Annotated in this window: 9 protein-coding genes and 1 pseudogene; 2 read left to right on the top strand and 8 right to left on the bottom strand. The window is 62.9% G+C overall.

Annotated features, from left to right (window positions below):
- Positions 1-81 precede the first annotated feature (81 nt).
- The 8 genes from fabI to D2N39_RS19275 all read right to left on the bottom strand — a co-directional run bounded on the left by fabI (position 82) and on the right by D2N39_RS19275 (position 11,491).
- Entirely contained in the window at positions 82-846 is a 765-nt protein-coding gene (gene fabI, locus D2N39_RS19310) for an enoyl-ACP reductase FabI (protein WP_035745640.1), read from the bottom strand.
- Positions 843-2,012, bottom strand: coding sequence for an acetate/propionate family kinase (locus D2N39_RS19305; protein ID WP_119136420.1), 1,170 nt, complete (start codon positions 2,010-2,012; stop codon positions 843-845). Before D2N39_RS19305 ends, fabI begins: the two co-directional genes overlap by 4 nt.
- Entirely contained in the window at positions 2,009-3,403 is a 1,395-nt protein-coding gene (locus D2N39_RS19300; RefSeq protein ID WP_089258481.1) for a bifunctional enoyl-CoA hydratase/phosphate acetyltransferase, read from the bottom strand. The genes D2N39_RS19305 and D2N39_RS19300 overlap by 4 nt, the downstream gene beginning before the upstream one ends.
- A gap of 4 nt (positions 3,404-3,407) precedes the next feature.
- Complete coding sequence (locus D2N39_RS19295; RefSeq protein ID WP_051693716.1) at positions 3,408-5,165, bottom strand: PHA/PHB synthase family protein; 1,758 nt, start codon at positions 5,163-5,165, stop codon at positions 3,408-3,410.
- 318 nt (positions 5,166-5,483) lie between these two features.
- On the bottom strand, positions 5,484-6,563 hold the full coding sequence (locus D2N39_RS19290; RefSeq protein WP_078542995.1) for an alpha/beta hydrolase: 1,080 nt from the start codon (positions 6,561-6,563) through the stop codon (positions 5,484-5,486).
- Positions 6,564-6,568: 5 nt separating this feature from the next.
- Complete coding sequence (locus D2N39_RS19285; protein ID WP_050527161.1) at positions 6,569-7,681, bottom strand: ABC transporter permease; 1,113 nt, start codon at positions 7,679-7,681, stop codon at positions 6,569-6,571.
- Positions 7,682-7,688: 7 nt separating this feature from the next.
- Complete coding sequence (gene rbbA, locus D2N39_RS19280; RefSeq protein ID WP_036707940.1) at positions 7,689-10,427, bottom strand: ribosome-associated ATPase/putative transporter RbbA; 2,739 nt, start codon at positions 10,425-10,427, stop codon at positions 7,689-7,691.
- Entirely contained in the window at positions 10,424-11,491 is a 1,068-nt protein-coding gene (locus tag D2N39_RS19275) for an HlyD family secretion protein (RefSeq protein ID WP_035745651.1), read from the bottom strand. The genes rbbA and D2N39_RS19275 overlap by 4 nt, the downstream gene beginning before the upstream one ends.
- A 259-nt stretch (positions 11,492-11,750) precedes the next feature.
- Here D2N39_RS19275 and D2N39_RS19270 point away from each other — a divergent pair, with 259 nt between their 5' ends.
- Complete coding sequence (locus D2N39_RS19270; protein ID WP_119136419.1) at positions 11,751-12,377, top strand: TetR/AcrR family transcriptional regulator; 627 nt, start codon at positions 11,751-11,753, stop codon at positions 12,375-12,377.
- Positions 12,378-13,063: 686 nt separating this feature from the next.
- A pseudogene (locus D2N39_RS19265) lies at positions 13,064-13,408 on the top strand (IS110 family transposase); the annotation flags it as partial.
- Positions 13,409-13,482: the final 74 nt, after the last annotated feature.

Below are 13,482 nucleotides of genomic sequence, written 5' to 3'. Positions count from 1 at the left end.
TGTCAGAATGCTGTCAACTGATGTTGATTCCGCTTTGCCCCGGATCCGCCTTCCGGTCAAGGGCGGGGCCCCGCGCCTGCCTCAGGCGGTGGTGTGAAATCCGTTATCGGCATAGACCACCGATCCGCTCATGGGACTTGCGGCCTCGGTTGCCAGAAAGGCCGCCAGCGTACCGATCTCTTCGATGCTTACCAGTTTTCCCGCAGGCGTACGGGCGCGAATCTTATCCATCAGCGCATCGAACCGGTCGATCCCCGAGGCGGCGCGGGTCTTGACCGGACCGGTTGAAAGCGAAAAGGCACGAATCCCTTCGCCCGCCAGATCGGCCGCCGCATAGCGGACCGAAGCCTCCAGCGCGGCCTTTACCGGACCCATGAGGTTGTAATTCTCGACCACCCGATCCGCGCCGTAAAAGCTGACCGTGATCAGCGAACCACCCGCCTGCATCAAAGGCCGCGCCAGCCGCGCCATGCGCAGGAAGGAGTGGCAAGAGATATCCATCGCCGTCGCAAAACCTTCGGCCGAAGCGTTGACAACGCTGGTGTGCAGATCCTCGCGCGGGGCGAAGGCGATGGCATGAAGCAGAAAATCAAGCCGCCCCCATTCAGCGGTAATGCGGTCAAACACGGCTTCCAACTGGCCGGGTTCACGCACATCGCAAGGAAGGAACAGCGGCGCACCCACTTCCTGCGCCACGGGTTCGACCCATGGCCGGGCCTTTTCATTAAGAAAGGTCAGCGCCAGCTCTGCCCCCGCCGCGCGAAAGGCCCTGGCGCAACCGGCGGCGATGCTGGCCTCATTCGCCACGCCAACCACGAGGCCGCGTTTGCCTTTCAGATCAATCATGTCGCTGCCTCTTCGCTGACGGCCTCCTGGGCGATGATGCTTTCCTCATCGGTCGGAATGACAAGAAGCTGCACCCGGCTGGCGGCGGTGCTGATCCTGCGCGACCCTGCTTCATTGGCATCGGGGTCAAGCTCTGCCCCAAGCCAGGCCAGCCGCGCGGCGACACGGGCGCGGATACCGGGCTGATGCTCGCCGATTCCTGCCGTGAAGACCAGCGCATCGATCCCGCCCATGCTGGTCGCCAACCGTGCCACCTCGCCCGCGATGCGCAGGCAAAAGAGGTCGAGCGCCTCGGCAGCCTCTGGGCGCGTGCTGGCCATCAGCTCGCGGCTGTCAGCCTCGAAACCCGACACGCCCAGAAGGCCGCTTTCACGATAGAGCATGGTCTCGACCTGTTTCAGGCTTTGCCCCATTTCGCCCATCAGATGCAGGATCACGCCGGGGTCCAGCGCACCCGAACGCGTCGCCATCGGGATGCCGTCCAGCGTCGAAAACCCCATCGAGCTGTCGATGCTCTTGCCGCCCCGGATCGCACAAAGGCTTGCGCCGCTGCCCAGATGTGCGGCGACCACCTTTGCATCGGTGGCCAGATCGCCCAGTTGCCCGGCGATATAGCGGTAGGAGAGACCATGAAAGCCATAGCGCTTGATCCCCTGATCATAAAGCGCGCGCGGCAGGGCAAAGCGGCGGATCAGGGGCGGGTTGGTGGCATGAAACGCCGTGTCGAAAGAGGCTGTCTGTGGCACATCGGGGTAAAGCCCCCGCATCGCCCGGATCAGCGCAAGGCTTTGCGGCTGATGCAGCGGCGCAAGCCGCGCCAGCGCGTCGATCTGCGCGATCACCTGATCGGTGATCCGGGCTGGTCCTGTGAAGACATCGCCGCCATGCACAACCCGATGGCCGATCACCGCAAGGCGCGAAAGATTGAAATGCCCGGCCAGCCAGGCAAAAGCCTGGTTCAGCACGGCTGTCAGATCGCCGGGATCCGCTGTGATCGGGCCTGAAAAGGTCTTGCCCTCGCGCGTCAGGCGCACTTCGAAAGGCTCATCGCGGAAATCGATCACGCCCGAGGCCAGCGGGCGCGGCGCGGCGGCCTCCAGTGCGTAAAACCCCAGCTTGATAGTCGAGGATCCGGTGTTGAATGTCAGGATCAGATCGCGGGTCACGCCTTCCCCTCCGCTTTGCGGACCGCGACCAGCTTGGCCAGCGCAGCCGAGGCGATGCGGGCCGATAAAGGATCCGCCCGGCTTGTCAGAACGATTGGCACCCGTGCGCCCAGAACCAGCCCCGCGGCCGTGGCGCCCGCGAAATAGATCAGCTGTTTGGCAAGCATGTTCCCGGCCTCGAGATCCGGCACCAGAAGAATATCGGCCTCGCCCGCCACCTGCGAGACGATGCCCTTCGTCGCCACCGCCTCGGGGCTGATCGCATTGTCGAAGGCCAGCGGCCCGTCAACCAGCGCGCCCGTGATCTGGCCTCGAGCCGCCATCACCGTCAGCGCGGCGGCATCCAGCGTGGCGGGCATCGTCGCGTTCACCGTCTCGACCGCCGCCAGCACCGCGACCTTCGGCTGATCGCGCCCCAGAAGCCGCATCAGATCGACGGCATTCTGGCAGATGTCGCGCTTATGCTCTAATGTCGGTGCGATATTGATCGCGGCATCGGTGACGATCACCGGCTTGCGATAGGCGGGCACATCCATCGCATAGACATGGCTGATCCGGCGTTCGGTGCGCAGGCCGCCGCTTTTCGAAACCACCGCCGCAAGCAGTTCATCGGAATGCAGGCTGCCCTTGACCAGCACCTGGACCTTGCCACAGGCCGCCAGTTCCACCGCCCGCGCCGCCGCTGCATGGCTGTGCTCTGTCTCCTCGATCCGGAAGCCGTCAAGCGAGACCCCGGCCTCGGCGGCCGCCGCGCGAATCTTTGCGCCGGGACCGATCAGGATCGGGTCAAGCAGGCCTTCGTCGCGCACCTCGATCGCGCCAAGGATCGCGGATTTCGAACAGGGATGCACCACCGCCGCCCGCACCGGGGGCAATGCGCGGGCCTCTTCGACAAAGCCCTGCCAGCGCCCCTTCGGCAAGACCACCGCCTCGGGAAGGTCACCCGGCACCCAGGTCACCTGCTCGACCGGGGCCAGCACCAGCGCCTCGCCCGAAAGCACCACCTCGCCCCGCTGATTGCGGGCGGTGGTCGTCAGGCGGACACGGTTCTTGCCCTCGATCAGCTCGGCCACTTCAACTTCGGCGGTGATGGTATCGCCTGGCGAAACCGGCTTGTTAAAGCGGATCTGCTGGTCGAGATAGATCGTCCCCGGCCCCGGCAGGCGGGTGCCCAGCACCGCCGAAATCAGCGCCGCAGTCCACATGCCGTGCACCACGACATGGCCAAACGGCCCATGGGCGGCGAAACCGGCATCCAGATGCGCGGGGTTGGCGTCGCCGGAAACAGCGGCGAACAATTCAATATCCTTGGGACCGACGTGGCGGACAAGACTGGCGCGGTCGCCGATTTTCATCTGGTGAAACAGATAGTTGGTCAGAGTGCCGGTCATCTTGTCACCTCTGGAAAACATATGTGCCGGGCGCATCTGCCAGCGCGTTGCCCATTGCGGGCGGCGCGGCGGGGGCACCCGAACGCGCGGCAAGCCAGGCCTGCCAGGGCGTCCACCACGAACCCTCGGTTGCAGGATTGGCCTCGACCCAGGTCTCGGGCGGCAAAAGCGCGTCGTCATGGGCGCGGGTCGCCAGCCGGTAGCGGCGGCGCGGGTGACCGGGAGGAGAGACGATCCCCGCATTATGCCCGCCCGACGTCAGCGCGAAAGTCACCTCGCAATCGGTGAACTGGTGGATTTTGTAGACCGACTTCCAGGGTGCGACATGATCGCGCTCGGTCCCGACGGCAAAGATCGGCACCCGGATGTTCTGCAACAGAACTGTCTTGCCCCCGGCGGTGAAGCGTCCCGAAGAAAGCTCATTATTCAGATAAAGCCTGCGCAGATATTCGGCATGCATCCGATAGGGCATCCGGGTGCTGTCGGCATTCCAGGCCATGAGATCATTCATCGCCGTCCGCTCGCCCATCATGTAATCGCGCACCATCCGGGACCAGATGAGGTCATTCGAGCGCAAAAGCTGAAACGCCCCCGCCATCTGATCGGCAGAGAGATAGCCGCGGTTCCACATCATGCTTTCAAGAAGATGCAGCTGGCTTGGGTCGATGAACAACGCAAGCTCGCCCGGTTCGGCGAAATCGACCTGCGCGGCAAGCAGCGTCAGCGAGGCGAGACGCGCGTCCCCCTTCCCCGCCATGGCAGCCGCCGCGATCGACAGCAAAGTGCCACCCAGACAATAGCCGGTGGCGTGGATTTTCTGATCGGGCATTAGACGGGTGATCTCATCCAACGCGGCCATCACGCCCAGCCGGCGATAATCCTCCAGCGTCAGATCACGATCCTCTGCACCCGGATTGCGCCAGGAAATGGCGAAAACCGTGTGGCCCTGCGCCACCAGCCAGCGGATCAGGGAATTCTCCGGGCTGAGGTCGAGGATATAGTATTTCATGATCCAGGCCGGAACGATCAGCACCGGCTCGGGGTGCACGGTTTCTGTCGTGGGCGTATACTGGATCAGTTCGATCAGGTGGTTGCGGAAGATTACCTTGCCCGGCGTCACCGCCACATCGCGACCCGGTGTAAAGGCCTCGACACCCTCTGGCGGCTCCTGCCGGATCTGGCGGACGACGTCCTGCAGCCAGTTCTGCCAGCCCTTCACAAGGTTCATGCCTCCGGTAGCCCAGGTCCGTGCCACAACCTCGGGATTGGTAAAAGGGTTGTTCGAAGGCGCACAGACATCAAGGATCTGTTTCGCGGCAAAAGACACCACATCCTCGTGGTGCTTCGTCACGCCCGGAACCTCATGGGTGACGTTATGCAGCCATTGCTGCTGCAGCAGGAAAGCCTGCGACATCCAGCTGAAGGGCGGTTTCGCCCAGGCTTCACCGGCGAAACGGCGGTCGCCCGGCAAGGGCGTGATGACCGGCGCGGCCTGCGGATCCATCGCCGAGGCCATCAGATGCGCCATGAGACGCTGCCATTTGCGGCCCGCCTTGACGCCCAGTTCCATCTGCTTGCCCGGTGCCTGCGCCAGATGAAAGGCCCAGTCGACATAGGCCATCATCAGCGAGCCGGGCGAGACCCCGCCGCTGAGCTGTCCCGAGAGCGCCTCTCGTATGCGGTCAACGGCCTGAAAAGCCTCGATGCCAAGGCTTTCATCGCCGGTTGCACCCGAGCCATCTGATTTGGGAGTAAGGGCCATGTCGCGTCTCCAATTTACCGGCGGAAGTTAGCACAGAACTATCAACGAGTGTTGATCGAAATCAAAGAGTTCAAGATTTTTCTTGAACATAGGCATTGCGCCCAAGGCCCGATGCCGACGACATGTCGTAAAGCGCCGTCAAACCGCCGAAACAGCCGCCCCCGGACTGAACAGGCAAAGCATCGGCGTCCGGCGGCGGACACGGAATCCCCTGTCCCTGCCCTGATCATCATGGACGATTACCGGCAAAACGGCGCGACGTCGAGGCCATGACCCGGCCAATGCCGCTGGCACCAACGCCGGGCCAAGGCCGCGGCCTCAATCCGCCAGCACATCACCGATGCCAGTGAAGACACCACCGACCTGATTGAAGACAAAGGCCCCAGCCAAGCGTACCTCACCGAAAAGGGTGTTTTCAACCACAGCCCCGGCCTCGCCGGAAAGCAGGCCGACATAGCGGCTGTGGGCGGGATCATCGGTCGGAATATCGGTAATATCCACGATCCGTATTCCGGTCGCGACCGCCAGGCGCTGGACCGCCGGATCACGCACATCGACAAGCCCAAGCCGTATCCGACGTACCGAAAGCTGCGACGACAGTTTCAGCGCCAGATCGTCCGAGGAGACGAGCACCGTGATGGGATGCTTCATCGGCCCAAGGCTGACCATCTGGGCGCGGAAAAGATCGATATCAATATCCGGGGCGGCAAGGATGACCTCGATCCGGTCCAGCACATCGTCCCGCCCGGCAAGACGCAGTTGCACCAGCGTCTCCATCGTCAGCCGCGCGCCCATGCTGTGAGCCAGCACCGGCACCGCGTCGGAAGCGGACCGACCCTTTGTCAAAAGCCGCAGCAGATCGGCAAGCGCCGCGCGGGAAAAGTCAGACGCGTCACGATCAGCCAGATAGGCGCCCGGATAGCCTGCCGAGGGCCATGTAAAAAGGACGGGCTTTTCCTCGATATGCGCATCGACCGAAAGCTGCGCGGTACGGAACAAGGCCTCATGAAAGCGGGTGTTGAAGCCGTGGACATAAAGCCCGACCCCCTCGCGCGAGAGACGCTTTGCAAAGGCGTCACGGCTAAGCGTCTGCCGGCTGCGCATCACGAAATTCCGGTCGGCGCTGCTGCCATTGCGATCCGGCCATTCAATCTTTCCCGGCCGATGGCCAGGCGGCACCGAGACCTCGTATTCCAGCCAGCTTGGCCGGATGGAGCGAGAGTCGCCAAAGGCCCCCGGCAGATTTGCCTCGGGCGCGCGGGTGGTCATGGTCAGCACCCGGACAAGGCGGGCGCCCTCGGGCAGGGCACCGGCATCGGGGGCCAGAACTTCCGGCCCCGGACGCGCAGCGCAGCCTGCAAGCGCAAGCGTCAGGATCAGAAGCAGGCGGCCCAACATATGCCTTACCGCAGGAATTTCTTGAATCGTATCAGTGCCAGCCAGAACAGCGCCACCCCGATCGCCGCCAGCGCCGCGAACTGGGGCCAGACCACGTCAAGCCCCGCACCTCGGAACAAGATGCCCTGCGAGAGGATGATGAAATGCGTGTTGGGGGCTGCAAGCATGATGGTCTGGATGATCTCTGGCATGGATTCCCGCGGCGTCATCGCGCCTGACAGCACCTGCAGCGGCAAAAGCGCCATCATCAGCAAAAGCGCGAATTGCGGCATCGACCCGGCGATGGTGGCAAGGAAAATTCCAAGCCCCGTCATGGCGAAAACCATCAGCACCGCGCCCGCAAGAAACAGCACGACCGAGCCCTGCACCGGAACCGCCATCAGCGCCTGCACCACAACACTTAGCGAAAAGATCGACCCCAGCAGCACCACCAGCCCCATCGACCAGATCTTGGAAAACATGATCTCGGTCGGGGTGACGGGCATGACCAGCAGGTGCTCGACCGTGCCATGTTCCTTTTCGCGGATCAGCGCCGCGCCGGTCAGCACCAGCGACAGCATGGTGATCGACCGGATCACGGCGGAAATCGCGCCGAACCACTTCGGATCCAGCGAGGGATTATACCGCGCGCGGAGCGCCAGATCGACCGGCAGCGCGGTCTCGGCCCGGTAGCCCGCCACATATTCCGAAACCTCGGAGGACACGATCTGCTGGATATAGCCGCCGCCGGTGAAGGCCTGGCTCATCCTTGTCGCGTCGATATTCAGCTGGATCGCCGGGTTTTTTCCGGCCAGCACATCGCGCGCGAAATCCGGTGGGATGTTCAGCGCAAAAGTATCCAGCCCCTGATCCATCCGCCGATCCATCTCGGCCGTCGTGGTCATCTGCGGCTCGACAAAATAGGGCGGATAAAAGGCCGAGGTGATGCGGGCGGAGAGATGCGACTGATCCTCATCCACGATCGAGATCGCGGCATTCGTCAGCGCCTCGGGCGAGACGTTCGCAGAGGTCCAGATCGAGAGCGAAAAGGAATAGACGATCAGCACCAGCATCACCGGATCGCGCCAGAGCCCGCGCAATTCCTTGACGCCCAGATTGAAGGTGTTGCGCAGGTTCATCCGCCCCTCACTTCGCCTGTTTTTCCAGGAAGGCCGCCGCCAGCCCGATAATCACCGGAATGGCGATGCCCATGGCCAGCATCGGCCCGGCCAGTTCCGCCATTCCGAAGGCCTTGGAGAAAGCCCCCCGCGCGGCGGTGATAAACCAGGTCGAGGGGTAGATCTCGCCCAGAACCCGGCCAAAACCCGACAGCGAAGAGACCGGGTAGATCAAACCCGAATAGCTGACCGCCGGGATCATCGTCAGCATGGCGGTCGCGAACAGCGCCGCGACCTGACTTGCGATGAAGACCGACACCAGAAAACCAAGCGCCGTGGTCGCGGTGACATAGATCAGCGCCGAAAGGGTAAAGCCCAGAAAACTGCCGTTGAAGGGCACTGCGAAGAATGTGACCGCCATGGCCATCATCAGGAAGAAATTCAGCATGGCCAGCGCGATATAGGGCAGCTGTTTGCCAAGCAGAAATTCCAGCCGCGTCACCGGCGTGACGTAGAAATTGATGATCGAGCCCAGTTCGCGTTCACGCGCGACCGAAAGCGTGGTCAGGATCGCCGGGATCATCAGCAAAAGCAGCGGGATGATCGCCGGGACCATCGCATTCAGGCTGCGCACGTCGGGGTTGTAGCGGTATCGGGTCACCAGTTCGAAACTGCCGCCGCTCGCCTTGTCACCGTAAAGCTGACGCGCCTGACGTGTGATCCAGTCGGCATGCATGCCCTGCACATAGCCCTGCACCGTATTGGCGCGGCTGGGGTTGGCGCCGTCGAACCAGGCCCCGACCTGCACATCCCTGCCTGCCGCGATATCGGCGGCAAAGCCGGGCGGGATCTCGATCGCCAGCGCCAGCTCGCCCGAGCGCATTCTTGCGTCGATCTCGTCGTAACTTGTCAGGGCCGGCTGTTCGATGAAATAGCGCGATCCCGCAATATCGGCGATATAATTGCGGCTGGTGGTGGTCTGGTCGCGGTCAAGGGCGGCGAAGGTCAGATCCTCGACATCCATGTTGATGCCCAGCCCCACCACGATCATCAGAAGAAGGCTGCCGACCAACGCCATGGTCAGCCGGATCGGATCGCGCTGCAATTGCAGGCTTTCCAGCTGCGAATAGCTAAGCAGTCGCCGCAGGCTGAAGCCGGATTGCTGCGCGTGATGGGTCACCCCGGCTGCGGGGGCCTCGGGCGCGGCCTCGGGCGCAGCGGCGGGGGCGGGTGCCGTCTCGCCAATCGCCTCTTCAAGATAGGCGATGAACGCGTCTTCCAGCGTGGCGCAACCTTTGGCTTTCGTGATCCCCTCGGCGGTGTCCGAGACCAGCACCTTGCCCGCATGCATCAGGCTGATGCGGTCGCACCATTCCGCCTCGTTCATGAAATGGGTCGAGACAAAGATCGTCACGCCATCCTTGCGCGAAAGTTCCGCCAGAATACGCCAGAAGCCGTTGCGCGCCACCGGGTCCACCCCCGAGGTCGGCTCGTCAAGGATCAGGATCTCGGGCGCATGGATCATCGCCACCGCCAGCGAAAGCCGCTGGCGGATACCCAGCGGCAACGCCTCGGGCAGGCTGTCGGTCACGTCGCCCAGATCGAACCGGGCGATCATCTCGTCAACCCTGGCGGGGATCTTCTCGGCCGCCATATCGAAAAGCCGCGCGTGCAGATCAAGGTTCTGACGCACCGTCAGCTCGGAATAGAGCGAGAAGGCCTGCGACATGAACCCGACCCGGCGGCGCACCGACAGATCGCTTGCATCGACCTCATGGCCGAAAAGCTTTGCCCGGCCCTCACTCGGCTCCAGAAGCCCGGTGAGCATCTTCATCGTCGTCGTCTTGCCGCAGCCGTTCGAACCCAGAAAGCCGAAAATCTCACCCCTGGGGATGCGGAAGGAAACATTGTCGACCGCCACGAAATCGCCAAAGCGCTGCGTCAGCCCCTCGGCCTCGATGGCGATATCGCTGTCATCGGTGGTCCGCGGCGGGATCACCACGGCACTGTCTTCGCCCCGGTCTTCTTCGGGCAAAAGCGCGATGAAGGCTGCATCAAGCGTGTCGGCCCCGGTCCGCGACAGCAGATCGTTGGTGGTGCCGGTGGCCAGCACCCGGCCCGCATTCATCGCAACCAGCCAGTCGAAGCGCGCGGCCTCTTCCATATAGGCGGTGGCGGTGATCACGCTCATCCCCGGCCGTGTCGCGCGGATGCGGTCGATCAGATCCCAGAACTGGCGGCGCGACAGCGGATCGACGCCGGTGGTCGGCTCGTCAAGAATCAGGAAATCGGGATCATGGATCAGCGCGCAGCACAGACCCAGCTTTTGCTTCATGCCGCCCGACAGCTTTGACGCCGGGCGCGACCGGAACGGCGTCATGCCGGTCGCAGCCAGCAGATCGGTGATCCGCCGCTCGCGTTCGGCCTTGTCATGACCGAAAAGCGAGCCGAAGAAATCAAGGTTCTCTTCGACCGAAAGCGTCGGGTAGAGGTTCTTGCCCAGACCCTGCGGCATATAGGCGGTGCGGGGGCAGACGCGGTTGCGATGCGCCACATCGCGCATATCGCCGCCCAGAACCTCGACCTTGCCCTGCTGGATCACACGTGCCCCGGCCAGCAGCGACAGAAGGCTGGACTTTCCGACCCCGTCTGGCCCGATCAGCCCGACCATGCGCCCCTCAGGGATCTCCAGCGTCACATTGTCAAGCGCCGTGACCTTGCCATAGCGCAGCGTCAGGCCGGAGACCCCGGCAACTGAGCCGGTCATTTCACGACATTGGAAAGAAAGTCAGGCCAGGCGGCATCCGGATCAAGCCGCAGATAGGCCATGCCCGGCAGGCCGGTTTTGACATATTCGATATGCCGCGACAGCAGCTCGGGGTCGATGCGGGCACGGACGCGGAACATCAGCTTTTCGCGCTCATCGGCGGTCTCGACCGTCTTTGGCGTGAACTGCGCCACATCGGCAACATAGGAAACCGTGGCCGGGATCACGAATTCCCGCGCCGCATCCATGACAAGGCGCACCTCTGATCCGACCTGCACCCGGCCGACCTGCGATGTCGGCAGAAAAACCGTCATATAGACATCGCCCAGATCGACAAGGCTGAGGATCCGCCCGCCAGAGCCGACAATCTCGCCCTCTTGTGCGATGCGATACTGGATCCGGCCCGTGCGCGGCGCTTTCAGCGTGGCGTCGTCCAGAGAGGCCTGGATCGCATCAATCGACGCCTTTGCCGCCTCGACGGCCGCACTTGCATCGACCACCTGCGCCTGCGCGCTGCTGACCCCCGCCAGCGCTGCCGCATGGCTGGCTTCGGCCGAGGCCACACCGGCGCGGGCCTGGGCGTCCCGGGCGCGGTCATCATCCAGCACCTGCTGTGAGATCGCACTGGTCTTTGCAAGCTGCTCAGAGCGTTCAAGCCTGCGCGACGCGGCATCGGCAACCGAGCCTGCCTGATCAACCGCGGCCCGGGCCGCGCGCTCTTGTGCCTCGGCCTGAGCGACCAGCGCCCTTGCTGTCTCGACGCCGATTTCGGCGCGGGCAAGCTGCGCTTCGGCCTGACGTTTTTGTGCGTTCAGCTGCACCACGTCCATCTGCACCAGCACATCGCCTGCGCTGACCATGTCACCTTCGGCAGCGGTGATTTCGGCGATTCGGCCGCCGGTGAGCGCCGCGATATCCACCTCGGTCGCCTCGATCCGGCCATTGGCGCTGGCAAAACCCGCCGGCAGACCGGCGGGTTGCAGCCGGTCCCAGGCCAGCCAGCCAAGCACGGCGACAACGGCCAGGCCGCCCAGAATAATGGTGTTTCTGCCGGGCTTTGCCATGATCTGCCTCTGATTGCTGTGCTGATGGATGCTTCGCGCATGTCCCGATGCGGTTTTCGCCCTACGCTCCCCTGTTGTCAACGCTCGATGACAGGGTAAAAACCTGTATTGTCGCGCAAAAGCGGCTGCTGGTTGTTTGCTGTTGAAAAACCAGCTAAACAACACGACCAGGTCTGGGCTGCACCTTGCCGCACCTCTGCTCCGGGGCAGCATTTTCAGTTTCTTCGCGTCGAAGCCACCGGACGAACACAAGCCACCCATGCCAAGGACGCTCAACTCAGCCAACTCGACCGACCGCATGCCGGGGCAGGCAACCGGGAAAGAACGCATTCTTGCATCGGCGATGCTGCTTTTCGCGCGGATGCCCTATTCCGACACCAGCCTGCGCGACATCGCCGCCGCGGCTGGGGTCGATGTGGCCTATGTCCATCGCGCCTTCGGGTCGAAGGCCGAGATATTCCGTCAGGCCTTGCTGGCGCTTGCGCCCCTCGATGACATCGCCGCAGGGGACCCCGATGGCGCGACCATGATCAACCGGATCTGCGATCTGGCCTTCCTGCGTGATCCGCGCAAGGTAGAAGATGTCAGGCCGCTTCATTTACTGACACAGTCCAGCCTCTGCAGCGAGGCGCGGGCGATCATTGCGCAATTCTTTGGCACGTCACTAGCCCTGCCTCTAAGCAGGGCGTTTGGCCATGCGGATCCGGGACGGGCGCATTTCGCGCTTAGCCTTCTCAGCGGTTTCGTGACCCATCGTGCGATTTTCGGGCCTGCGGATTTGCTGGCTATCCCCGAGGCGGATCAGCGACAGATGCTGCAATCCGCCCTGATGAACGCAATGCTGCCTGGTTGTTCAGATGGGGTATTCGGCTGGCGTCCCATCTAGACCACTATCCAAGTCAGCTTGCCAACTGCGATCCTGTATAAGTTATGTTGGGATTTCCGCGTTTCGTGCGGAGATTTCAACACGATTGATCGGACGCCTCAGGTGCTTTCAGGCGGCTATATACGGTCGGTCAGATGGCCGCTTGGATCGAGTGTCGGTCTCGTAGGTTGCGCGCCCCCGCAACCATTTCTACGATTTTGCACGATATTCTACGACAGAGTACGATCTGCAACGACGCAGCACTACGCTAGAGCCTGATTGCTCTCACTGAACCCGCAATCAGAAGATGCAGCGACGCTCTTCCGTTGCGCCGATACTTCCGCTAGCTCAGCCGCCCCGCGACTATCGGAAGACAGGCAATGAAATCAACTCGTTCGTCCCTGATCCCGCACAGGGTTGCAAGCTATTGCGACCTAAGGCTCGCTCCTGTCCTCGAACCGGAGGAGGCGAGCACCGTGCGAGAATGCCTCGCGGTCCTGCTCGATCGAAACGAGTACCCACCCTATAAGCGGTGGGTCCGGCGCCGCAGATGGTGGGGTTCGTGGCGCGGCCGGTGATGGTGCTGACCATCTCCGTCCCTGCGCTGCCGCGCTGACGGGGGCTGCTTCAGGGAAGTGGGCGCGCGCCGCAGACGGCGCGAAATCGTAAAAATTGCAGCAGGCCTGTCCAACCAGGAGGCTGAGAGAATGATCGCGAGGATCGGAATCGACATCGCAAAAAACGTGTTCCACGTCCATGGCGTCTGCCCCGCCGAAAGGCAGCTCATATCGCGCAAGCTGCGCAGGTCCCAGGTTTTGGCCTTCTTTGGAAAGCTTGAACCTTGCCTTGTCGGCATGGAAGCATGCGCCACTGCGCACTACTGGGCCCGAGAAATAGCTGCGCTTGGCCATGAAGTCCGGCTGATGCCACCAAAATATGTGAAGGCCTATCTGAAGCGGCAGAAGAACGATGCTGCTGATGCTGCGGCGATCTGCGAAGCGGTTGGGCGCCCTGACATGCGTTTCGTGCCGGTGAAATCGCGGGACCAGCGGGAGTGGACAGAACATGGGGGTCGTCGTCGGTGATCTGGCCTGTGCTAAGGTAAGCTCTTTGTATGGGGGGCTGC

Origin of the sequence: Gemmobacter lutimaris, from assembly GCF_003570715.1 — a bacterium.
In the GTDB taxonomy this organism is placed as follows: Bacteria; Pseudomonadota; Alphaproteobacteria; order Rhodobacterales; family Rhodobacteraceae; genus Gemmobacter; species Gemmobacter lutimaris.
The sequence above is the reverse complement of the archived record's forward strand: the minus strand, read 5'-3'. Positions and strand labels throughout refer to the sequence as shown.

Bases quoted from the DNA above. Each gene is read 5' to 3' on its own strand.
- rbbA (WP_036707940.1), bottom strand. From the start codon at position 10,427: ATGACCGGCTCAGTTGCCGGGGTCTCCGGCCTGACGCTGCGCTATGGC.
- D2N39_RS19285 (WP_050527161.1), bottom strand. From the start codon at position 7,681: ATGAACCTGCGCAACACCTTCAATCTGGGCGTCAAGGAATTGCGCGGG.
- D2N39_RS19300 (WP_089258481.1), bottom strand. From the start codon at position 3,403: ATGACCGGCACTCTGACCAACTATCTGTTTCACCAGATGAAAATCGGC.
- D2N39_RS19275 (WP_035745651.1), bottom strand. From the start codon at position 11,491: ATGGCAAAGCCCGGCAGAAACACCATTATTCTGGGCGGCCTGGCCGTT.
- D2N39_RS19270 (WP_119136419.1), top strand. From the start codon at position 11,751: ATGCCAAGGACGCTCAACTCAGCCAACTCGACCGACCGCATGCCGGGG.
- D2N39_RS19290 (WP_078542995.1), bottom strand. From the start codon at position 6,563: ATGTTGGGCCGCCTGCTTCTGATCCTGACGCTTGCGCTTGCAGGCTGC.
- fabI (WP_035745640.1), bottom strand. From the start codon at position 846: ATGATTGATCTGAAAGGCAAACGCGGCCTCGTGGTTGGCGTGGCGAAT.
- D2N39_RS19295 (WP_051693716.1), bottom strand. From the start codon at position 5,165: ATGGCCCTTACTCCCAAATCAGATGGCTCGGGTGCAACCGGCGATGAA.